At 53.8% G+C, this 22,363-nt stretch carries 24 protein-coding genes and 1 tRNA gene; 15 read left to right on the top strand and 10 right to left on the bottom strand.

Going from position 1 to position 22,363, the window contains the following annotated elements; genetic code table 11:
* Positions 1 to 875: 875 nt before the first annotated feature.
* Positions 876 to 952 (bottom strand) — tRNA-Arg (locus tag KO116_RS23640).
* 144 nt (positions 953 to 1,096) lie between these two features.
* Between KO116_RS23640 and KO116_RS23645 the strand changes: the two genes are divergently transcribed.
* From KO116_RS23645 to KO116_RS26160, 4 genes are all read left to right on the top strand, one after another.
* The gene (locus tag KO116_RS23645) at positions 1,097 to 2,092 is read left to right on the top strand and encodes a TRAP transporter substrate-binding protein (protein ID WP_035564157.1); all 996 of its coding nucleotides are present in this window, start codon (positions 1,097 to 1,099) and stop codon (positions 2,090 to 2,092) included.
* Positions 2,093 to 2,118: 26 nt separating this feature from the next.
* A complete protein-coding gene (locus KO116_RS26020; RefSeq protein WP_035564159.1) occupies positions 2,119 to 2,454 on the top strand; it encodes a helix-turn-helix domain-containing protein in 336 nt (111 codons plus the stop codon).
* A gap of 149 nt (positions 2,455 to 2,603) precedes the next feature.
* Positions 2,604 to 3,812: an MFS transporter gene (locus KO116_RS23655; RefSeq protein ID WP_035564161.1), complete on the top strand. Its 1,209-nt coding sequence runs from the start codon at positions 2,604 to 2,606 to the stop codon at positions 3,810 to 3,812.
* The gene (locus tag KO116_RS26160) at positions 3,809 to 3,934 is read left to right on the top strand and encodes a hypothetical protein (RefSeq protein WP_268762352.1); all 126 of its coding nucleotides are present in this window, start codon (positions 3,809 to 3,811) and stop codon (positions 3,932 to 3,934) included. Before KO116_RS23655 ends, KO116_RS26160 begins: the two co-directional genes overlap by 4 nt.
* 199 nt (positions 3,935 to 4,133) lie before the next feature.
* Here KO116_RS26160 and exaC read toward each other — a convergent pair whose 3' ends face one another.
* The 8 genes from exaC to KO116_RS23700 all read right to left on the bottom strand — a co-directional run bounded on the left by exaC (position 4,134) and on the right by KO116_RS23700 (position 11,926).
* Complete coding sequence (exaC, locus tag KO116_RS23660; protein WP_035564163.1) at positions 4,134 to 5,654, bottom strand: acetaldehyde dehydrogenase ExaC; 1,521 nt, start codon at positions 5,652 to 5,654, stop codon at positions 4,134 to 4,136.
* A gap of 824 nt (positions 5,655 to 6,478) precedes the next feature.
* Positions 6,479 to 7,789, bottom strand: coding sequence for a TRAP transporter large permease (locus KO116_RS23665; protein ID WP_035564165.1), 1,311 nt, complete (start codon positions 7,787 to 7,789; stop codon positions 6,479 to 6,481).
* Between the two features lie 3 nt (positions 7,790 to 7,792).
* Positions 7,793 to 8,323 (bottom strand): TRAP transporter small permease subunit, encoded by a 531-nt coding sequence (locus KO116_RS23670; RefSeq protein ID WP_035564167.1) that lies wholly within the window; start codon positions 8,321 to 8,323, stop codon positions 7,793 to 7,795.
* A 100-nt stretch (positions 8,324 to 8,423) separates the two neighbouring features.
* The gene (gene dctP / locus KO116_RS23675; protein WP_035564169.1) at positions 8,424 to 9,464 is read right to left on the bottom strand and encodes a TRAP transporter substrate-binding protein DctP; all 1,041 of its coding nucleotides are present in this window, start codon (positions 9,462 to 9,464) and stop codon (positions 8,424 to 8,426) included.
* A gap of 38 nt (positions 9,465 to 9,502) precedes the next feature.
* The gene (locus tag KO116_RS23680; protein ID WP_442905838.1) at positions 9,503 to 10,180 is read right to left on the bottom strand and encodes a GntR family transcriptional regulator; all 678 of its coding nucleotides are present in this window, start codon (positions 10,178 to 10,180) and stop codon (positions 9,503 to 9,505) included.
* Between the two features lie 337 nt (positions 10,181 to 10,517).
* Positions 10,518 to 10,883, bottom strand: coding sequence for a DUF6166 domain-containing protein (locus KO116_RS23690; protein ID WP_045812353.1), 366 nt, complete (start codon positions 10,881 to 10,883; stop codon positions 10,518 to 10,520).
* The gene (locus KO116_RS23695) at positions 10,880 to 11,080 is read right to left on the bottom strand and encodes a hypothetical protein (protein WP_035564173.1); all 201 of its coding nucleotides are present in this window, start codon (positions 11,078 to 11,080) and stop codon (positions 10,880 to 10,882) included. Before KO116_RS23695 ends, KO116_RS23690 begins: the two co-directional genes overlap by 4 nt.
* A 30-nt stretch (positions 11,081 to 11,110) precedes the next feature.
* The gene (locus tag KO116_RS23700; protein WP_035564175.1) at positions 11,111 to 11,926 is read right to left on the bottom strand and encodes a sterol desaturase family protein; all 816 of its coding nucleotides are present in this window, start codon (positions 11,924 to 11,926) and stop codon (positions 11,111 to 11,113) included.
* 264 nt (positions 11,927 to 12,190) lie between these two features.
* Between KO116_RS23700 and KO116_RS23705 the strand changes: the two genes are divergently transcribed.
* From KO116_RS23705 to KO116_RS23740, 9 genes are all read left to right on the top strand, one after another.
* Positions 12,191 to 13,537 (top strand): IS1380 family transposase, encoded by a 1,347-nt coding sequence (locus KO116_RS23705; protein WP_045812354.1) that lies wholly within the window; start codon positions 12,191 to 12,193, stop codon positions 13,535 to 13,537.
* Positions 13,538 to 13,545: 8 nt separating this feature from the next.
* Entirely contained in the window at positions 13,546 to 14,151 is a 606-nt protein-coding gene (locus tag KO116_RS23710; protein WP_035565274.1) for a hypothetical protein, read from the top strand.
* A gap of 1 nt (position 14,152) precedes the next feature.
* A complete protein-coding gene (locus KO116_RS23715) occupies positions 14,153 to 14,422 on the top strand; it encodes a hypothetical protein (RefSeq protein ID WP_035565277.1) in 270 nt (89 codons plus the stop codon).
* Between the two features lie 8 nt (positions 14,423 to 14,430).
* Positions 14,431 to 15,237: a DsbA family protein gene (locus KO116_RS23720; RefSeq protein ID WP_235272590.1), complete on the top strand. Its 807-nt coding sequence runs from the start codon at positions 14,431 to 14,433 to the stop codon at positions 15,235 to 15,237.
* A gap of 12 nt (positions 15,238 to 15,249) precedes the next feature.
* Entirely contained in the window at positions 15,250 to 15,426 is a 177-nt protein-coding gene (locus KO116_RS25390) for a hypothetical protein (RefSeq protein WP_157738130.1), read from the top strand.
* A gap of 254 nt (positions 15,427 to 15,680) precedes the next feature.
* A complete protein-coding gene (locus KO116_RS23725) occupies positions 15,681 to 16,268 on the top strand; it encodes a hypothetical protein (protein ID WP_035565281.1) in 588 nt (195 codons plus the stop codon).
* Positions 16,269 to 16,349: 81 nt separating this feature from the next.
* Entirely contained in the window at positions 16,350 to 16,790 is a 441-nt protein-coding gene (locus KO116_RS23730; protein WP_045812355.1) for a LexA family protein, read from the top strand.
* 4 nt (positions 16,791 to 16,794) lie between these two features.
* Entirely contained in the window at positions 16,795 to 18,069 is a 1,275-nt protein-coding gene (locus KO116_RS23735; RefSeq protein ID WP_035565284.1) for a Y-family DNA polymerase, read from the top strand.
* 651 nt (positions 18,070 to 18,720) lie between these two features.
* Positions 18,721 to 19,131, top strand: coding sequence for a hypothetical protein (locus KO116_RS23740; RefSeq protein ID WP_035565287.1), 411 nt, complete (start codon positions 18,721 to 18,723; stop codon positions 19,129 to 19,131).
* Positions 19,132 to 19,465: 334 nt separating this feature from the next.
* Here the strand turns inward: KO116_RS23740 and KO116_RS23745 are convergent, their stop codons facing one another.
* On the bottom strand, positions 19,466 to 20,407 hold the full coding sequence (locus KO116_RS23745; protein ID WP_235272591.1) for a ParB/RepB/Spo0J family partition protein: 942 nt from the start codon (positions 20,405 to 20,407) through the stop codon (positions 19,466 to 19,468).
* A 568-nt stretch (positions 20,408 to 20,975) separates the two neighbouring features.
* On the opposite strand from KO116_RS23745, the gene KO116_RS23750 reads away from it, so the two are divergent.
* The gene (locus KO116_RS23750) at positions 20,976 to 21,449 is read left to right on the top strand and encodes a hypothetical protein (protein WP_035565290.1); all 474 of its coding nucleotides are present in this window, start codon (positions 20,976 to 20,978) and stop codon (positions 21,447 to 21,449) included.
* 59 nt (positions 21,450 to 21,508) lie between these two features.
* The gene (locus KO116_RS24395; RefSeq protein WP_052703886.1) at positions 21,509 to 22,279 is read left to right on the top strand and encodes a DUF2726 domain-containing protein; all 771 of its coding nucleotides are present in this window, start codon (positions 21,509 to 21,511) and stop codon (positions 22,277 to 22,279) included.
* Positions 22,280 to 22,363: the final 84 nt, after the last annotated feature.

The following is a 22,363-nucleotide window of genomic DNA, read 5'->3' on the forward strand; positions in this document are numbered from 1 at the left end:
TGTCGTGCCTGGCGGGTGGAAAGGCATGACAAAACGGGCCGTCAGCACCGATCAGCACGGTGGGTTTTGGCAATAACGGGCTTGCGAAAGCCAACTTGCACGGGGCGAATGATCAAAAATGCTCGCTGGCGGTGATAGGGAAAGTGTCGGCGCCGGCTTCACGGATTCAGGTCTGATGTAAAACGTCCTCGTCCTGCATACATAGGCTCTGGCATTGAAGATGTAGAGAATGAACACTTATATGAGAGTGGTCCAAACCATTTGCTTAGCTTGGGTCTGCTAAGAAAAAATTATGGAACCGTTAAAAAAGGTCAACTGCCTGACTTCGAGCCAAAGAAAGGTGATTTCAAACACAGAGTTGAAATCTCGCTGCTGGGACGGATGTTACTCAAAGAAGTCGGCATGCCTACGGCTTTCGATAAGCGGCATGACAAGTCCTGATATCCGGGACAGATACTGTTTCGTTCTATTCAAAACGTCATCTTGAGGCTCCACATGGAGCCTTGTCATATTCTACCGCCGTGGAACAACAGCTATTTACTTTTCCCTCCTCCCTGAAATTAAACTTCATCACCACGGACACAGTCCATAAAGGCGGCTGAGTCGATCTTTAATCTCAGAGAGTCAGTTCGGCAGAGTTAGGAAATTTCCATTGGTATCAAATTGGCAAAACGCAAAGATAAAGGCAACAAAACGCAACATCTGTGGAGAAACGCAACGGCTGGCCAACTATGAACTTTCGTAGTGAACGGCAGCACCGGATAGCCCCAATTAAAAACGCTTTGGGATTGCTTTTTGCAGTTACCAGTGTGGTTATAGTGACCGTTACCAAAAAACAAAAGGGCTTACGCATTAACGTAAGCCCTTGATATGTATGGCGCGCCCGGCAGGATTTGAACCTGCGACCCTCGGCTTCGGAGGCCGATACTCTATCCAACTGAGCTACGGGCGCTTGTGGGTGCGTATCGTAACTGTGCAGGGGCGCTGTGTCCAGCCGTATGGCGCTTGAGTACCTTTAGTCAATTGACCGTTTTCCCTGGTGTGGTGCATGCTTTGGGAGCACTTTTGAACCTTTGTCCATTGGGAACACAATAATATGAAAACATTTGCACGTAGCACGCTGGCTCTAGGCATCTCACTGGCGCTGGTAAGCGCCGCGAACGCTGCTGATTTTGCTGATATGGATCCCGTCACCCTGCGCCTGGCCCATGTGGTCAATGAGCAGGATGGTTTTCACATTGCCGCCACCAAGTTTGAAGAGCTGGTGGAAGAACGTACCGACGGCAAGGTGGGTATCGAACTTTTCCCCAACGCCACCCTAGGTGATGAACGCACGCTGCTGGAAGGCATGCAGATCGGCACGGTGGATATGGGTGTGATTACCAACGGCCCGGTGGCTAACTTTGTGGAAGAGATGGCGGTGTTCGAGCTGCCGTTCCTGTTCCCCTCCCCGGAAGCCGCTTACGAAGTGCTTGATGGCCCGATTGGCCAGGAGCTGCTCGATAAGCTATCCGAAGTGAACCTGAAAGGCATGGCCTACGCCGAGCGCGGTTTCCGCAACCTGACCAACAGCGAGCGTGCCGTAAACTCGCCGGAAGATCTGGACGGCCTGCGTATCCGCGTGATGGAGAACCCGGTCTACACCGACACCTTCCGCGAGCTGGGCGCCAACGCGATTCCCATGGCGTGGACCGAAGCGCTCACCGCCATGCAGCAGGGCACCATCGACGGCCAGGAAAACCCGGTGAACGTGATCCACTCGTTCAACCTGGATGAAACCCAGAACTACATGACGCTTTCCCGCCACACCTACGCTCCGGCGATTTTTGTGATGGGCATGCCTGCGTGGAGCCAACTGCCGGAACAAGCCCAAGAAGTACTGCTTGAAGCCGCCCAGGAAGCCGCAGAGTATGAGCGCCAAGTGAACGCTGAAATGGAGAGCGAGCAGCTGCAGGCCCTGCGCGATGCGGGCATGGAGATCAACGACTCGCCCAACATGGCGGCCTTCCAAGCGGCTGTCGCGCCGGTGTATGAGAAGTATGGCGAGCAGTTCGGTGATTACCTGCCGCGCATCCAGGAAGCGCTCAAGTAACTCGCCTGCTACAAGAGAATCGCCTGATGGCTGACACCACCCATATGAAGCTGGCGAATAGACTCAATAAGATAAATCTCAATTTACTATTGGTCTTTCACACACTTTATTGGAAAAGGAGTTTGACGCTGACCGCAGAGGCGCTCTGCCTGACGCAACCGGCGGTCAGCCACTCGCTGAAAAAGCTGCGCCTGTTAATGGATGACCCGCTGTTCATCAAGACGCTGCTCGACGAGGGCAAGCTGATCGCCCGTCCCGCCGACCCGGCCCTGGGCCATGTGCTGCGTATCACCGCTGTGGAAGATGCCTTGACACCGGGACGGCTAGCGACCCTGGAGGCGGCGATCAAGACCTCCCGATAAGCACCGGGAAGATACCAGGCTACCAGTTAGCTTCGGCGTCTTTGCTATACCACAGGGCTATACCAGAGGAGAGTAGCCGCCCGGTTGGCAACGTGGGATAGTGGCGGCCATTAGCCTGCAAACCGCCACCCAGATCAACGGACCCGCCGATGGACACGCTACGCCGCCACTCCCTGATGATCCTCGTGCTCGGCAGCCTGGTGGTGACCCTCGCCATGGGCCTGCGCCACGGCTTCGGTCTCTTCCTCGAGCCGATGAGTGCCGAGCTGGGCTGGGGGCGCGGCGTCTTCGCCTTCGCCTTGGCCATCCAGAACCTGCTGTGGGGACTGTCGCAGCCCTTCGCCGGTGCCCTGGCCGACCGCTACGGCGCCGCTCGTGCGGTGGTGGCGGGCGGTGCCCTCTATGCCCTGGGGCTGCTCTTTATGGGGTTCTCCGACTCGGCGCTGGGCATGACGCTCTCGGCCGGCGTGCTGATCGGGCTGGGGCTCTCCGGCACCACCTTCTCGGTGGTGCTGGGCGCGGTAGGACGCGCCGTGGCGCCGGAGAAGCGCAGCATGGCCATGGGCATCGTCAGCGCCGCGGGCTCCTTCGGCCAGTTCGCCATGCTGCCCGGCACCCTGGGGCTGCTGGAGTGGCTGGGCTGGTCAGCGGCGCTGCTGGCCATGGGTGCCATCGGCGCGCTGATGCTGCCGCTGGGGGCCCTGCTGCGCGACCGTCCGGCCGCTGCCGCCGCCGGTGACCTGCCGCTGCGCGAGGCGCTCGACGAGGCCGCCGGCCATCGCGGCTTCTGGCTGCTCTGCATGGGCTTCTTCGTGTGTGGCTTTCAGGTGGTGTTCATCGGCGTGCACCTGCCCGGCTACCTCTACGACAACGGCATCGCGGTCCAGGTAGGCAGTACCGTGCTGGCGCTGATCGGGCTGTTCAATATCTTCGGCACCTACGTCGCCGGCTGGCTGGGCGGGCGGTTCTCGAAGCCGCGCCTGCTGAGCGGGATCTACCTGACCCGGGCGGTGATCATCACCCTCTTCCTGATGGCGCCCTTGAGTCCCACCACGACCTATCTGTTCGGCATCGCCATGGGCCTGCTGTGGCTCTCCACGGTGCCCTTGACCAACGGCATCGTCGCCTCGGTATTTGGCGTCCAGCACCTCTCGATGCTCGGCGGCATCGTCTTCCTCTTCCACCAGCTCGGCTCCTTTATGGGCGTCTGGCTGGGGGGCTATCTCTACGATCTGCAGGGCGACTACGAGGTGGTCTGGAAGCTCGCCATCCTGCTCGGCGTGATGGCCGCCGCCCTGCACTGGTGGATCAGCGAGGCACCGGTGCAGCGTGAACTGCCTCAGGAGCTTGAAGCATGAGTCATCGCCTCACCCTGCGCATCGCCGCTGCCCTTATCACGGCCGCCACCCTGGCCCTGGTGTGGTGGGGCTGGCACCAGCTGGATGGCGCCCTGCTGCTGCTGGGCAGCCGGCTGTGTTGATGCTCTCTGCTAACCAATAAGGTGTTCTTCCGGTCAGTTCGGATCGCCCCGGGCTAGTGTGCCGGATGCGGCAACGTGCAAAGCTTCATTTCACATTGAAACGCTTCACAAAAATAGCCGTTGGGCACGACGTTAGTCGTGCCCAACGAAATGGCGCCACCGCCTTACTGCAATCAATTGTCGATGACGCGGATAGCTCTCAGAAGAAGCCCATCGGATTAATGTCGTAGCTGACCAGCAGGTTCTTGGTCTGCTGATAATGCTCGAGGGCCACCTTGTGGGTCTCGCGGCCGACACCGGACTTCTTGTAGCCGCCGAAGGCGGCGTGGGCCGGGTACTGATGGTAGCAGTTGGTCCACACGCGGCCGGCCTGGATGCCACGCCCCATGCGGAAGGCGACGTTGATATCGCGACTCCACACGCCCGCGCCCAGGCCAAACTCGGTATCGTTGGCGATGGCCAGCGCCTCTTCCTCGTCCTTGAAGGTGGTCACCGCCACCACCGGGCCGAAGATCTCCTCCTGGAAGACCCGCATCTTGTTGTGGCCCTTGAGCAGGGTCGGCTGGATATAGAAGCCCTTGTCGATGCTCGGATCCAGGCTCTCCTTCGCACCGCCGGTCAGGAATTCGGCGCCCTCCTCCCGAGCGATCTCCATATAGGACATGATCTTGTCGAACTGCTCCTGAGAGGCCTGGGCACCCACCTGGACATCGGTATCCAGCGGGTTGCCACGGGTGATCTGGCCCACCTTCTCCATCACCTTGGCCATGAAGGCGTCGTACATCGACTCCTGGATCAGCGCCCGGGACGGGCAAGTGCACACCTCGCCCTGGTTGAAGAAGGCCAGCACCAGTCCCTCGGCGGCCTTGTCGATGAACTCCGGCTCGGCGTTCATGATGTCGGCGAAGTAGATGTTCGGCGACTTGCCGCCCAGTTCCACGGTGGAGGGGATGATGTTGTCGGCGGCACACTTGAGGATATGCGCGCCCACCGGGGTAGAGCCGGTGAAGGCGATCTTGGCGATACGCTTGCTGGTGGCCAGTGCCTGGCCGGCCTCGGCGCCATAGCCGTTGACGATGTTGACCACCCCCGGCGGCAACAGGTCGCCGACCAGCTTCATCAGCTCGAGGATCGAGGCCGGGGTCTGCTCGGCGGGCTTGAGCACCACACAGTTGCCCGCTGCCAGCGCCGGTGCCAGCTTCCATACTGCCATCAGCAGCGGGAAGTTCCACGGAATGATTTGACCCACCACTCCCAGTGGCTCATGGAAGTGGTAGGCCACGGTATTGGCGTCAATATCAGCCGCAGTACCCTCCTGGGCACGTATGCAACCGGCGAAGTAGCGGAAGTGGTCTACTGCCAGGGGCAAATCGGCGTTAAGGGTTTCACGCACCGCCTTGCCGTTGTCCCAGGTTTCGGCAACCGCCAGCTTCTCGATATTCTGCTCGATGCGATCGGCGATTCTGAGCAGCACGTTGCTGCGCTCGGCGGCAGAGGTCTTGCCCCAGGCCGGGGCGGCAGCATGGGCGGCGTCCAACGCCTTGTCGATATCCTCGGCGCTGGAGCGGGGAATTTCGCAGAACACCTCGCCAGTGACTGGGCTGACGTTATCGAAATATTCACCCTTCACCGGCGGCACGAACTCACCACCAATGTAGTTGCCGTAGCGTGATTCAAAGGTAATGACAGAACCAGCCTGACCGGGGTTGGTATAAATCATGGCACTCACTCCTGATTGGTTTTATTATCTCTGTATCGCAGAGGGTAAAAGCTTATACTTTTCTGGCACTACCGCAACACCACTTGAGAAAGATCATTAAAGCAACAGAAAATCAAAAATAAACTGCCAGTAAGCAGTGCCTGGAACAAAGTTCCCATAGCCAGGATCAACCTCTACCTCTCCATCTTGGGCAACCACTTCTTACAGGCTACAGTATAAACAATCATACCTTCGTTTTCATACCTTCCCAGCTAGTATAGCCAGCTTTCGATAGCATACCCTTTTTAGTAAAATTACTTGGCGCTGCATATCTACAATCGGAAAATCTGCATCACCCCTTTTCTCGGGAAGAAACCAAACCTCCTCACCGGATTTTCCGCTGTGAGGCGGGCAACCTCATTGAGCGTGAGTCGACCTTCATTGACTGCATTCAACATCATCGAAACAAGTTTTTATGCATCAATCATGCCTAGCGGTATGGAAAACGTATCCTTCCAATCTAGCTGAATTTCTTCATAAGTGTGAGGTGCATGTGAAGTGCCCTCCTCCATACCTGCACTATAGCCTTTGCAACTATGGAGGGAGTTACTTCAACCTTACCGCTCTGAGTCAGGCCTGGGTAGGTGTGATTAGTAGACCGCTTACAGAGTTATCGGCGTCGGCCACGCCGCCCGACTGTCAGTATCAGGTGCACCACCCTCGGCGCATACTCCTTCTACGGCAGAGGGATCACGCCGCCCTCTCCGGTGATTATAACTACGTGGGCGGTCAAGCCGAGTTTCATTTCCCCATAATTAAACTTTCGTACGTTACACGGCGCTTGGCTAGAACAGCAATTTCGGCAGCCACAGAGCGATTCCCGGAAACGCTATGATCAGAAGCAGGCCAAACAGAATCACTGCAGCATACGGAAGCGCCGAAATGTAGATGTCCCCGATGCTGATACCGGGTGGTGCGACACCTCTTAAATAGAAAAGATTGAAGCCAAAAGGAGGGGTCATATAACCGATTTCGACCATGATGACGAACAGCACACCGAACCAGATCGGGTCAATCCCGTACATCGTGATGATTGGCATGAACACCGGCAGCGTGATCAGCATAATGCCTATCGGGTCGAGCACCATGCCCATGAGCATGAGGAGCAGTAACATCGCAGCGAGCGCGCCCCACTCGCCGCCTGGGATGGCTGCCATTAGGTCCATCACCACCTGCTGGGCGCCCATAGCGCTATAGGCCGTGCTGAAGACTTGAGCGCCCAGGATGATCCACATAATCATGGAAGTCAGGCGCAGAGTCTGAAGCAAGGCTTCCTTAATCAAGTTCAGCGAAAGGGTGCGGTGGACCATCGCTGACAGTAGGGAGCCGAGCACGCCGATGGCGGCGGCTTCGGTGGCAGTCGCGATGCCGGACAGAATGGAGCCGAGGACCATGACCACGATGCCGATGGGCAGTGCGACAGCCATTAGCGAACGGAACCTTTCGCTCCAGTCTCCGCGTTCCTCTTTGGGCAACGCGGGGCCCAGCTCGGGCTGTAACCAGCATCGTATTGCGATATAGCCCGCAACCAATACGGACATGAGAAGCCCAGGTATCATGCCGGCGGCAAAGAGAGCACCAACCGATACGCCAGTAAGCATGGCATAGACGATCATCACGATGCTGGGCGGGATCAGAACTCCGAAGCCGCCGCCTGCATTGATGCAACCCAGGGCGAGCCGCTTGTCATACTTGCGCTCTAACATAGCGGGCAGGGCGATGGCACCCATCGCCACGACTGCCGCACCGCTCACACCCACCATCGCGCCAAACATTGCGCAGATCAATACGGTGCCGATCGCCAGTCCGCCCCGCAGACCGCCAGACCAGAGGTGGATCATGCGAAACAATGCCTGCGCAACGCCTGTGCGTTCCAATATCAGCGCCATGAACATAAACAAGGGGATGGCGATCAAAGTAAAACTGTTCATGGCCGTCCACAGCCTGTTGGCGACCAGGAAAAACCCATCTCCGCCCCAAGTCAGGTACAGGAATATGGACGAGATGCCACCAAGGGCGAATGCAACAGGCACCCCGGCGAAGATCAGGGCAAACATTCCCCCAAAAAAGAGGATTGTGATCAGTTCACTACTCATGACTTACCCCTCGGTACCCGCACGTTCAGCTCGCTGTGAATCAGAGCTAAATAGGATGGTTAGGTCGTCGATCAGCTTTACCACGCCCTGAAGAATTAGCAGGATCGCGCCGATTGGAACGCAAAGTCTTAGAGGCCAGACAGGGGGATTCCAGGCAGAATGCGAGTGCTCCCAGCGAGTGATCGCCGCCCACGCCATACCCTGCCCTTCCACCAAAACTACGATCGTGAACACAAAGAAAAAGACGGAGGTCACGACGTCTACAGCCGCTTTTGTTCGAGGCGAGAATTGCTGATAAAAGATATCGACTTTTATGTGTCCACGATGTAGGAGCAGATAACCTCCTGATAAGATCGTATAGGCTACGAACAACATGGTTGTCGCTTCGGTCGCCCAAGAAGTAGGCGAATTGAACATATAGCGTGCAACCACTTCGAAAAGTAGAAAAGCGAACATTAAGAAAGCGAAATAGGATAAAACCCATCTGCCCAGCCGATCGTTCAGCCATGAGATAGCGTGCAAGATTTTTCGCATACGGGCCCCGCTGACCTAGTTCTTCCTATGCCGCGCTTGTGCTTGGGTAATCACGGCAGTTAGAAAAGCGGCTCGCATGGCGAGCCGCGCTCATTCATGCTTATAAGTAGCCGAGTACGCCCAGGTAGGCTTCGAGGCGTTCGACGGCCTCAGCGGTGTACTCACTCTTCTTCGCCTCGGAGTGCCTGAAGTCGTGCGTGGCCTTGTCCATGCGCTCCACGATCTCTTCCGGAAGATCGATAGTTTGCACACCCTTTTCGCTGGCGAGCTGGTTGAGCATTTCCAGCTCTTCGATCTCGTACTGGTTGGTGCGAGCCCAGAAGTGTTCCTCCAGCGTAGAACGTACCGTCGTCTGAATGTCTTCGGGCAGGCTGGACAGGGCCTGATCGTTGATGATAAAAATCTCGTTTGCGATACCCAGCACCGCAGATGCGTGGTACTTTGCCGGCTCATAAAGGCTCAAGTCATTTGCGTTCTGGGCTCCGCCCCAATGCGCTCCATCCACGGCGCCTGTGCTGAGAGACTGGTATAATTCGGACCCCGATACAAAAGCCGTCGCAGCTCCACTGTCCGCTATGAATTTAGCGAGGCTACCGGAGGCGCGGATGCGCAATGCCTCAAAGTCTTCATTAGTCTTGACCGGCTTGTTTAATACCAGCCTAGTGAAGTACAGAAGGTCCGTGAAGTAGTGTATATTGTGTTTTTCTAGGGCTTCCCGGCGGATAATGTCTTCGAAGCCCAAGTGTTTCCAGAAGTAGGCGGCCTCGGAAACGTTTCGGAAGGAGCTGGGACCCCAGGCAAGCGACGCCGTGGAGATATAATCCATTATGTACGCTGGCGAAGTATGACCGATCTGGATTACCCCGCGACTTACAGCGGGGAAGATCTCGGAAGACCCCATCAAAGATTCCGCTGAGTGTAGCTCGATGTCTAATCGACCGCCTGTGCGCTCGTAGAGTTTATCCCGCAGCGCGACAACACTCTTTTTCCAGTCGCTGCCGCCAGAAGGCACGAACGATTGTAGTCGCCACTTGATGACGTCGTCTTGGGCAGCCGCGATAGCGGGCACCAAAACCATTGCGAACAGGCCGACTAGAATTATGGCCTTAGCAGTTTTCGTAATATTCTTGGACTTATTCATTCTTGCTTCTCCGCTGTTATTTTTTTATTCACATTAGCTCAGGTTGCTGAGAAATTCATAGCCAAGCTTATCCTCGCCGAGCTTTCTACGTTTTCCAACAGCTCCTCAAACACACGTTGTCCTCCCTCCTCGTCTCCAATAGCCATCGCGGCGGCCGTATCAGCATGCAGCAGCGCCAAAGGCGGTAAGGCAGCTCCGCATTGTTGGTGGTGGAAGAGCCAGAAGCGCCGGGACAGCCCCATGAGGGGACGCATCGCGTCCTCCGCGTATTCATTCTGTGCTGCGGTAATACATAACTCATTAAACCCCCTGTCACAACGTACAAAGCCCAGACCATCATTGGCGAACGCAATTTCCCGAAATTCCGCGTCAAGCTGAGCGAAGGCTCTCCTATGCTCATCAGATGCTCGTTTCGTCGCTAACCGGATAATAAGCCCCTCAACTTGGCGACGAACTTCGAGGAGCTTCATCTGGCCCATAAGATCAAGTGGCGCGACTAACAATCCTCGTTTTGGTAGCACTCGTATTAGTCGATCCCTGGCTAGCCTCTGTATGGCCTCTCGGGTTGGCGTTCTACCAATGCCTATCAACTCAACCAGCTCCGTCTCAGAAACTATGCTTCCTGGTGCAAGTTGTAGAGTTACGATGGCCTCTTCAATTTGTTTGTATGCCTGATCGGCTAAGGTCTTCTTTTGGTCTTCTCGCTTCAATGTCACTCTTTCCTTCATATCCCGAATTTCTGTGCCTGTAGCCTTGGCTCTAGCTTTGATATGACTTGACTTATTGAGTCGCCATACTTATGCAGGTATTGAAGCGCGACAATGGCGCCCATACTCCAGCCTGTGATGCTTACTGGCTTCCCGAGATAGGCTATCACCGCGCAGCCTCGGTAGCTGCCGAACTGTCTCCCGCCATACCTCCATTGAACTCTGCAGGCCGTGAAGCAGTATCAGAAAACCGCCAGTACCGTTGCATTGAAGCTCAATGGGCCCCCAAGCCGTACTAATAATAGTTTTATCTGCACTCGGAAACGCGCCCTCTCGATGGTATAGGTCAAAGTGCTTCTGTGACATGACCTGCCCTCGCGTAATGCTTGCCTTGCAGGATTGCAATGGTTTCGTCAAGTTGGTCCCCCGAGATATCCCACTCATTCGCAAGGTTGGCAACGATGTGCTTCATTAGGACCGGCGCCAGCTCACAAGCAGCCTCAACATCTCGTAGCCTCGAGTACAGAAGCGCGAATGCCAGTTGCACCGGTTCCGCACCCTCGTAACCCCATTCGAAACCTCCTTTGGAGTACGTAACAAGATCATCAAAGGTCGGCAGTGCTTTGCCATTGACCGTCACGCAAAGCCCATCGATTGTTCGCTCGCCTGCGTAGTGGTCCGCAGGGTGATTGCTTTTAGCTGGGTTATTCATTCGCGCCTCGCTTTGGCTGGAGTCAACTCCTCACGATCTACCGGAGATAACGCCCACAGCCCGACCATCAGCAGCACCACGAGTGCGCCCAGGTGTCCGAGCAGGTCCTCTCGCCCGGTTTTTATCTCAATTAGATATCCGATCACTCCAGCGATAAGAAGTAGCGCAGAGAATACTAATTTTTTTGAGGCCGGCATAAAATCTTCTCCATTATTTTCCGACAGCAGTCAACGATTTGCAGGTTCCGGACCGGGCTTCGAAGAAGCTTTTGAAACATGTGGCAGCAGGTGCGGAGTCTTCGCCGTCTGACGTAGATCCTTTTTAATATGCTTGGTGCTGTAACCGTTGAATAAATGACCGATCAACCCCCGATCAAGGTCAGAAGTACCGTAGACCCAATCCCAGAACGGGAACACGATGCTCATGTTGGTTTCCATCATGATCGAGTGGTTGTGATGGGCGGTGTGGTGGCGCCTCGCGGTATTGACGATAGGGCAATGCCGCACGAACCAATTGTCACCGACGTGGCAAAGAAAGTGCAGAACCTCGTAGAATAGGTAGGTACCGATAGTCGAAGCCATGAGTAGCCAGCCGACATTGCCGGATATTACCCACCCTGCTACGAGCGCCGACGGTAACATCATCAGCGTAGAGATGGTGAGAGTAAATGGTGGGAAAAGCGTGACTCGCCAATCTCGATGATTCGCATATCGTGGCTCTTCAGCTGTAAAAAACTGGTGGTGCATGAGTGTGTGACGTACATATAAAAGGCGCCCCATGCCGGACTTCTTTGGCCTGTGCAAGAGGAAGCGGTGGGTATAATATTCGACCCACTGTCCGCCTAAGAATACTACCGGTATCGTCAACCACTCCCACCACAAAACCTCACTTAGGTTCATGGTGAAAAAAAAGATTGCGTAGAGACCAATTCCGAAGATCAAGAATGCGTGCACATATCCATTATACCAACCGCTCGTGCGCGAACGGTAAACTTCGCGATATCGGCGCTGCCGTTCATTCATCGGGCTTTTATGTATCTCCATGGGACGTCCTCCAAACATTGTTGAAGCGTGCTTTGTAAGGCGCGCGGCAATCTAAGGCTGCATGAAATATATTAGACGTATATTTCTTGCTTTTCAAGCAAGTCTACTCACTGACGTCTTCCTTTTTTGACACGTCGTTGACATACCTCTCATTCCTGAAGGAAAAAATCTCCCTGAATCCGTGAGACCAGCCCCCAGAAATGCTTCTAACCTACTGAACTGCATGGCAATATAGCGAATATCGCCATTCACCCAGATAGTGCCATGCCCAACGTCAAGTTCCGTGCCAGTCGCCGCACCCTCACTAGCCACGCCGGGCTGTCCATCATCGGGCAGTGCTTCGAGATCGCTGGCGTCGACAGCATCGACAGCCGCTTCCCCACCACGCTGGGCATGCGCACCAGTGACGTGATCAAGAGCTACCTGGGCCTGCTGTGTCTGGGCATGAGCGACTATGACGCTGTCGAGAACTTCCGCCGCGACAAGCCCTTCCAACAACTGCTGACCCTGCAGAAGGTGCCGAGCGCGGCGACGCTGCGACAGCGGCTGGAGAAACTTGCCGCCAACGACCTGCAGGCGCGCACCGCCACCTGGTCCACGACCCTGCTGTCACTGATCGAAGCACCGATCACCGCCGAGACGACGCACGTCTGCCTGGACATCGACACCTTCGTCATGGACAACAGCAACTCGAAGAAGGAAGGCGTCTCGCGGACCTACCAGAAGGTCGATGGCTACACCCCGATCGCCGCCTATCTGGGCAACGAAGGGTGGTGCCTGGGTCTGGAACTGCGGCCTGGCAAGCAGCACACCATGAAGGAGAGCAACGCCTTCCTGGAGCGGGTACTGCCTCGCGCCCAATGCCTGACCAAGCAACCGATCCTGTTACGCGAGGACAGCGGCTTCGACAGCCAGGCGCACCTGGCGCTTCTCGAACAGCAACGCCAGGTCTTTGCCGACGAGGGGCGCCGGCTCGACTATGTCGTCAAATGGAACCCGCGCGGCTCGGCCACGGCTGATCGAGATACCTGGCTGGCGGTGGCGGCGGACTACTGGGAAGAGCTGCGTCCTGGCAAGCGCCAGGCGCTGTGGCCGCAGACCGTCTCGATCCACGACGACAACAAGACCGAATACGTCGTCCAACGCGTGATGCGCCTGGTAGAGCGCACCGCCGATCGCGATGGCCAGTTGCTGCTCGAACCGGACTATGAGTTGGAAGGCTGGTGGACCAGCCTGGACGAGGCGCCGGAGGCGGTGATCAAGCGCTACCAGGCGCATGCCACCCATGAGCAGTTTCACAGCGAGATCAAGACCGATCTCGACCTGGAGCGCTTGCCGTCCGGCAAGTTCGCCACCAACGATCTGATCCTGCATCTCGCCCAGTTGGCCTACAACATCCTGCGCCTGATGGGACAGCTGGGCATGACCGGCGAGCTGAGCCCGGTTCGCCACCCGGCCAAGCGGCGCCGGCTGCGCACCGTGCTACAAGAGTTGGTGCACCGTGCGGCTCTCGTGATTCACAAGGCACGGCAGATCATCCTCGACTTCGGGCAGGATATCGGGCGCATGACGGTGCTCAAGACGCTGCGGAGCCGACTGCGTTATCCATGAGGAACGCCATGCTGACCGTCAATCGGCGACACTCTATCCACAAGCAGTTCCAAGCGACACGCGATCGCCAGATATGTCGTGCCTGGCGGGTGGAAAGGCATGACAAAACGGGCCGTCAGCACCGATCAGCACGGTGGGTTTTGGCAATAACGGGCTTGCGAAAGCCAACTTGCACGGGGCGAATGATCAAAAAGTGCTCGCTGGCGGTGATAGGGAAAGTGTCGGCGCCGGCTTCACGGATTCAGGTAAATGCTAAAGCACTACTTGATAGTGCTATGAAGTCTCCAACGATTATCGAAGATAAGCGTATTTCTATCATTCCTCTTTATGGTGTAGATAGTAACGAAATCGCTTATGTCAAAAACCTTATTCGCATCAATGAACTTGAAAAGATGCTCTCTGCCAAGCGGCCATATTACACTTTGATGGAAGCTGATAGTAGAGATGTATCCACTAACGGTACTTGGGTAAGGTTTTCAGGGGGCTCAAATATTGTAGAGCTTGCTCTGCAAGAATTAACCAACGGCAAAGTAACTCCTGAGGATGAGACGATATTTTCTCAAATACTTAATTTGTTACCTCCACAATATAACCTGATTGTTAGGAGTGTGTGATATGACAGAGAATGTAAAGCTTGGTGACCGTTCGGCATTTATAGCAGCTTCGGTGTCTCTTTTTGCTGTGCATGTTCAATCCATTCTCTTTTATCAAATGGGTTTTATACCTTCGATCATCACGGCAATTGGTTTTTCATTGCCTCATGCCTTCAAGCTTTCAAAAATCTCTTTAGTGTCTGGGTTTCTGTGGTTGTTACTTATCGGGTTAGCTGGCATCGCGATAAATCTGCTGACCTATTTTCTCTTTGTGCTTCCTTTTACTAATTAGGAGTTGTTATGAATAAGCGTCTTGTAATAGTTGGTTGTTCGTTAGGAGTTGGTGCCTTTATTGCTTTAGGCGCCTATACCTTCACGTCTATTACTCAACAGAGCAAGGCAATGAGCGAACTTACAGCTTCGATCCAAAGCCTCGCGAATAACCAAGGGCTCTCAGGTGCTGAACTTGATGAATCCGTTCAACGCTCGCTCATGGCTATGCAAGATCGTGAAGCAGCCGAAATTCGAGAATCAATGTTTTCTCGTTATGCCCAAGCCTCTAATGATTGGGATGGCGATAACTGGTTATATGGAAGTCCAGAAGCCCGGTTCACGCTCGTTGAGTACGCTGATACAGAGTGTGGCTATTGCAAACGCTTTCATTCCACCCCAAAAGGAATTGTTGAAGCGAGTAATGGTAATGTGAATTGGGAATATCAACACTTAACGGTGATGGGTGAGCGTTCAATAAAGCAAGCCCAGGCTGCAGAATGTGTTGGTGATCAATTGGGTAACCAATCGTTCTGGGTTTATTTAAGTGAAATATACGAACGCACTGGCAGCAATGGTCAAGGTGCCGGAGATCTAAGAGCACTCGCCCAGGAAGTAGGTGCCGACCTGACAGACTTTGATTCATGCGTATCGAGTGGTACGCACATTGAAGATATCCAAGCTTCAACCACCCTGGCGCGCTCTATGGGTATTTCAGGTACTCCAGCAACGGTACTCGTTGATAACGTGACAGGTGAAACACAGATTCTTGGTGGAGCCCAGCCTACTGAGGCCTTTGTTCAAGCCATGCGCCAGATGATGCAGCGCGATAGTTAAGCGGAGGCTTTCATGCCTATTCCAGTACCAGCTCTCATTATCGGGGCAGGATTATTTCTTATGCGCAGTTCGTTCAGCGGTATTTTACTTGGTGGTGTGATGACGATGGCTGCTATGCACCTCTGGCCAGAGCACATGGCGATGCCTTATGAGTGGGTTGGAAAGGGATTACAGCTGCTTGGTCTCTGATTCCCTTGCTTTGTAAGCTTATGCCACTTCGGTGGCATTTTTTTATGGGTGAACTAAAGGGGCAATTTCAGGTCTTACCAGCCGCACGCATTGTGACTTTTTGCAAATTTGTAAGAAGGTAACAGTTTCGGAATGGCGTTTGTCTGCTCATAACACTATTATCTGTAGGGTGGGTAATAAGGTTGTGGTCATTTCACCGTCACTAACCCGAAAAGCGCCCGCGTAATGAGACTATAAAAAGCAAGAGGCAATACATGGAACCTTTTTCTTTTCTGACCGAGTGGTGTTTCCAGGCGGTAACCGAGCGTATGACATTAACGCGCTTGGAGTTGTGGCATCGTTTTCAATCAGCCACAGACGAACAAATTGCTGACGATATAATGCCAGCCAACAGTGCGTACGATCGTGAGGACGTTGCACACGCCCTAAGTTTGATCCGCACAGCGAATGCCGGTGACCTCGGTGAATTTGCTCTTTTTGCTTTAGGTCTAGGAAGCGTACCGTTACGCCCTTCTGAATTAACGGATGAACGTCGCGACATACTGATCAAGCTGGAAGTCATTGCGTTACGTACACCCAAAGACAACCCATCGGTGAAAGCACTGGCTCAGACTGCTCAACCGGTACCTCCAGCATCATTGAAAGAACTAGCCACCAAGTACAATGTTTCGCTCGAACATATTGAACAGCTGTCACAAAAGGAGTTTGAAACGTCTCCGGCTGGCTGCGCGGTCCAATCGAAACTACCTGATCTTGTGATGCACTCACGCGACCATAACGCTGAGTACGAGAATGACCGGCGCATGGCCCAGGTATGTCGTTTACTGAGTATGTCCGAGTAGCACCAAGAACATCCGCTCTTTGTCACGTTGGCACTCCTGTATATACTGTATGTTCATACATACCTATATGCAGCGTGCCCCATGACAATCATCAGTACCGTATGGCCGATTAACACATATCCCCAGGCCGTAAAGCAGACAGTCCCTATGTTTGGCTGTGCAGTTAGAGCAGGCTTTCCCAGCCCTGCCGATGATTTTCTTGAGCCCCCATTAGACCTTAACGAACATCTCATTAAGCGCCCAGCGGCTACCTACATGGCCCGCTCCGAAGGTGACTCAATGATAGGTGCTGGCATTTACGATGGCAGCCTTTTGATCATAGATCGCAGCCTATCCTTTGAGCATGGACGCATTGTAGTGGTGTGTCTTAATGGTGACCTCACCGTGAAACGGTTTGAGAAGTCGCCCACACCACGTTTAGTAGCACACAACCCCAAGTACCCGCCTATTCTGCTAGATTGCCAAGACGCGGTTTGTTGGGGTGTTGTGACGCACGTAATCAACGCCTACCCAGGCGCCTAACGTTATGTACGCGCTACTTGACTCCAATAACTATTACGTCTCCTGCGAGAGAGCATTCAATCCGCGCTTGGAAGGAATCCCAGTGGGGGTATTGTCGAGTAACGACGGATGTATTGTCGCAAGATCAGATGAAATGAAAGCTCTCGGTGTAGAGATGGGCACACCACGCCATTTGTTGCCTAAGCACATACAACAACAATCAGTATTCCTATCTTCAAATTATTGCCTTTACGGTGACATGGCACGACGCATCACTGAAATTCTCAGAATGATGACGGCGCACGTTGAGGTGTACTCAATTGACGAAAGTTTCTGTTCGCTTATCGGCTATCCAACCGACACGCTAGAAACGCACTGCAGAAATATACGCGAAACCATATATCAATGGACGGGGATACGTGTATCCGTTGGTATTGCCTCCTCGAAGGTACTTGCCAAAGTCGCTACTCGGGCAGCCAAGAAACAGCCCTGGCGCGACGGTGTTTGTCAGCTCGAAACAGACAGTGAAGAAACCCGCCAACTACTAATGAAGCAAGCGACAAACGATCTCTGGGGTATTGCCCACCGTACAGCCAGTAAGCTTGAATTGATGGGCATTAAAAATGCCTATGACCTTCGACAAGCTGATCCAAAGCTTATACGCAGTAAGCTAGGTGTTGTGAACGAACGGATCATTTGGGAACTACGTGGTTATAGCGCCATACAGATTGAAGATATGGACCATCCGCGCCAACGCATCATGGTCTCACGCTCATTTGGGCGAACGACTGGCATACAAGCCGATGTAGCCGAAGCCGTGCGTGTCTACACCTCGCGGGCAGCTGAGAAGTTACGTAGACAGAAAAGCGTTGCTAGCGCCCTTCTGGTCTTCATACGGACAAATTCATTCCACACAAGCTCACCTCAGTATTCCAACCGTATCGTAGTGCCCTTAGAGCCTGCCACTGACGACACCCTCGCATTGAATGCTGCTGCCCAACGTGGATTGCAGAGCATTTACCGACGTGGATTCGGCTATCAAAAAGCTGGGGTCATGCTGATGGATCTACAAAGCAAGCAGCACCGGCAGTTAGCACTAGGTGAACAAAGTGACTATGTAGAAGATGCCAAACGCGAACGGCTGATGGGCGTAATGGACAAACTTAATGCCACCATGGGTAAAGGCACCATCAAGATCGGCTTGCCGCGTAGCAACGGCGCAAGCCAGGCCAAAGTTAATCATCGCTCGCCACGGTATACGACGCACTGGAACGAACTGCCGATCATAAAAGCGAAGTAGAAGTGCACTGCATGCAGTGCAAACGAACTTAGGATTGTTACGTCACTATATAACCAGGCATTGATCAGCTTATTAGCGATCCGGCATAGCATTGGTCGAACGGCTCACGATAAGCAAAGCATTCCGTTAGGACCACCAGCGTAAAGCCTGGGGCATGAGAGCAACACCGCCCGCCAAGCGCGTCTCATTTAATTAGGCATTCCTCTTTTGTATGGGATACTCATCTTTGAGGCAATTGACCTCAACGCAAAGGGAGACCTGTTAGCCAACGTTACATCGCCTTTGATCGCGGATAGAAAGGCTCAATCCCTTACCTAAACACTCACCCCTAAAAATCGCCGTGGTGTGTTCAGTGTAAGTGCACTGCATGCAGTGCAAGCGAACTTAGGAATCGAACGAGTAGGGGCCTGCTGTGCCGGTACCGATATTTCCGAAAGTGCACTGCATGCAGTGCAAACGAACTTAGGAATAGAACGAGTAGCGACCTGTGGGGCATGCACCGATGCTTGATCCAGTGGTGCATACATGACTGGCTTGCATTGTTCGAGAGGTGAGCCGCTTGCCCTATGCCGATATAGCGGACCCGATGCGTTGAACAGATATTGCTTAAATGGTAATTTAACTTAACCCTAACTGGATGACCCATACCGAATGAAATTCTTGAATTCACAATTGCTTGTTACGGCTAAACGCTCCTTACTTCCAGCACTAGCGGCCGCAGCTTTATTTGCAAGCCCGGTTCATGCCCAAAGTGGTTTAGACGCGGAAGACGAGCTGTGCCACGTATATACAGAGAATGTCGCATTATCCTATTACCTTCAAAAACATGGCGCCTCCAAAACACAGGTTGAGACCGCATTGAATGAATACTTTGCGTATACCTATGACAATGCAGATGTGACGGATTTCCTGGGGGAGGTGACTGGGCCATCGGTTGGGGCAGTCGGAACCTTCCCTAAGAATTTGAGTGAAGCGGAAATTGCGTCACGAACAGATATCTTCGATACCCTCTGCAGAAGAAACATTGCTTTGTTTAAAGAGAACGGCACCATCCATCAATAGGCCTATCACCTTATTGATATGAGAGCCCCGCCATGTGCGGGGTTCTTTTATTGCGATGTAGCAAACCACAAACTAAAAAGCCCCAGCGCATTCGCCAGGGCTCTCATGAACGATACCGCATTAATGGCTTATAGCTTGTAAGCAGCTGATCGGGCCTCATCATAATAACCGTAACGCTCCATACGTCCTTGGACCGTCTCAAGGCACCATGGCGCCTCTGGTGTATGCCCTGTATCGCTGGCGCTAGTCTCGTACAGCATCGCTACCAACACACCAAACCTCTCTACTCGACGCTTACCGTCTACCGGCCTTTTAACCCGGTACGGCCCTCCCATTAGGCTACCCTAACTAGTGGGCCCGATTCGTCCGTAGGTGCCTCCACCGGGCCAGCTTGAGCCGTCTCACTGGGCGCCAGCAATTCACGCAAGGCAACCAGCGCCTCCACTTCCTCTTTTGTAAGCTGCACGGTCGTCATATCGGATTCGTCATACTCCAGGTCGGCAAACTTGGGGCCCCACGTTGCGGCATGCTCACTCATTTTAGAAATTACCTTTTTCGTGATCTTAGGCTTGACCGTCGCATGGCCATTCGCCTCCTGGTGTGCCACCAACGATTTCTTGGTCAGCTTCTTCTTGCCCGCTTTCAAAGAGACCTCCACACCCTCTGCCAGCATATTAATCGCCGCAGTACCAAACTCGTTGAACGTTTCCAGTGCAAGGCTCATAGAGACAACGTTCTCATCAATGAGCTGCTTAATCTCCAAGGGCATCTGATGCACCGTTAGGTACTGGCCAACGTTTTGTGGCGTTTTGCCCACTGCCTTTGCGATCTCTGCCTCTGTTTTGCCACGGTTGACCATGCGGGAGTACATGAACGCTAGCTCAGTGGCCGTCAGCTTCTTACCGCTTTGGCTAGTGACCACGAACAGGTCTGCATCGTTATCGTCACCTGTGAACTGTTGCACCGGCTGCAATCCAAGGTCTGCACCTTCTTCAATCGCCAACAGCATTGCACGGCGACGGCAATGGCCATCCCTAATGTAGATCTGACCGTCGATGACCTTTACGACCACTGGGGGAACAAACTGCCCGCTCTTGTAAGCATCTGCCAACTGACGAATGTGAGCCACGGTATCCGGCTTGCTGTAATCACGCGGGTTAAACCCCTCCTGCTCAAGAAGGTCAATGGGGCGAACCTGGAACATGTTCCCCTTGCCGATCTCCATTTGCTTGGTGCGGTGTAACTTGTCGAGTGATTGAGCTTGAGCCATGGTCATGTGGTGAATCCCCTATTGAATGTTGAGCTGGAAGGCAGTCGGCAAGACCACCTGCCAGGTATGAATTCACCTTATCATCGAAAATCATGAAGCCTAATTAACTCGCCTGTCTCAACCATCGTCTTTTTTAGCCGGCAGCTCCTAACTTACCCATAAGGGCCATCACGCCACACCGCCATATTCGCCTTAGCCCGTAAACTGGTAGTAACCAACACTACGGCACCAATGTTCATACCTAACAAAGTGGCATCCAGCGCCAGCGTGTCACCGGCACCTGTTTAATTAGGCATTTTAGGATCTTGGGGTAGGGTAGTGGCGAACCTGTTCACAACAGCCTCATCTTCGAGGCTTTACCAACGACGAACACGACTGACCGGGGAATGACGTTGAGCAACTTAGTAACCATAGAACAAATGATCTGCGAAGGTTCTTGCACTCCTGCCTGGGCGCAGCATTCGGGCTATTGCTGGGAGTCCGTGGTTATTGGTGGTGACGCCCTGGAGAAGCGTGAGGACTGGTTAGCCCAGCAATCACAACAAAACGACACGGACACCTAAACGAAATGGCGATGGATGAAATGAGCAAAGAGGAAATGGAACGCTTATCAGCAGAGTCAGTAGAGCGGGCTATTACTGCAAAGCTGGAGGAGCTTGAGGATGATGACACTACGCGCTGGCGCAAATTCACGGCACGTAACCAAGCGGGTCCAGTAGCAGGCCATGACGCGCTACGCGAGCTAATGCGCTTAATGATTAAGGGGATGGGCTTTGAATTCTTCCTCACCACCCCAGCAGCCATTCTCGAACAGTTCGCGCTCTCAGCGGTGGCACGCAATGAAGATATTCCATCATTGCTCGAAATGATGCTCCGAGCGCCCCTGATTGCTTATGGTCACCCCGACACGGCAGCCGAACTGATTGACCGAGTGACTGACATTAGCAATTTGTGCAAACCCATCATAGAAGGGCACCTAGCGGAAGAACACGGCGCTGGCCACCAAGCCGAGCTATCTGTCAGCACCAATAAGCCCATCCTCCACTAAAGGAATACCGGGCATCAGTGAATGGCGCCCTACAGAGGAAGCACAGGAAATTAGTCACTATGTCCCGTAAACGCTTTACACGTCGCAGGCGCCCCATTGGAGGGCTACCTAAGGCCATCATTAACGCGCCCTGGCAAGGCTACCTTATTGCTGGAGGCGTGGTGTTTATGCTGAGCATTAGCGATCCTCTCGCCTACGCCCTTTGGGCTGTGGCCCTTGGCAAAGCTATTTGGCGTGACAGCTGGACTAAGCGGCGTAAGGGCAGTGCTGCACCGGCACGGAATGATGGTCTACAGGAAACCCGTAGCCAACAGCTACTGCGGGACGGCAAGGCTTACGTGCGTACACGAACCTTGATGACCGACCACGAAAAACGGTGCTACCACCACCTTATGGCGCGTCTGCCGTCCATCGCGGTGGAACTAGGGTATGAACCTAACCAGCCTAGCGGTCAGCTGCGCATTCACAGCAAGGTCCGTGTAGTCGATGTGGTTCAGCCAAATGCACAGCGCTATACGGAAGGGACGCGGAACCACACCGGCCTGTTTCGACAAATCAGCCAATGGCATTTCGACTTCATCATCTGCGATGACGTGACACAGAAGATACTTATCGCCATGGAGTTGGATGATAGTAGCCACCAATTACCTGACCGAGTACGCAGAGATAACATACTTGATGAGGTATGCCGTGATGCGCAAATGCCCTTTACGCGCTTACTCATCGAGCGCCAGCAAATCACCTACCAGCCTGTATACCCCAACAGCTCGCCTATCCTTCGGGATTTGAAAACTGGGGAAGTGAAAACCGAGACACCCACGGCAGCCTAGTGATGGTCGCTAGGGTAGAGCGGTGATGCAGGTGCATTTAATTAGGCTCTTGAAAATGAGCTGGTAAGTTAATGGCTGACCAAT

The sequence above is a fragment of the Halomonas sp. KO116 genome, assembly GCF_000734975.2.
Taxonomy (GTDB): Bacteria; Pseudomonadota; Gammaproteobacteria; order Pseudomonadales; family Halomonadaceae; genus Vreelandella; species Vreelandella glaciei.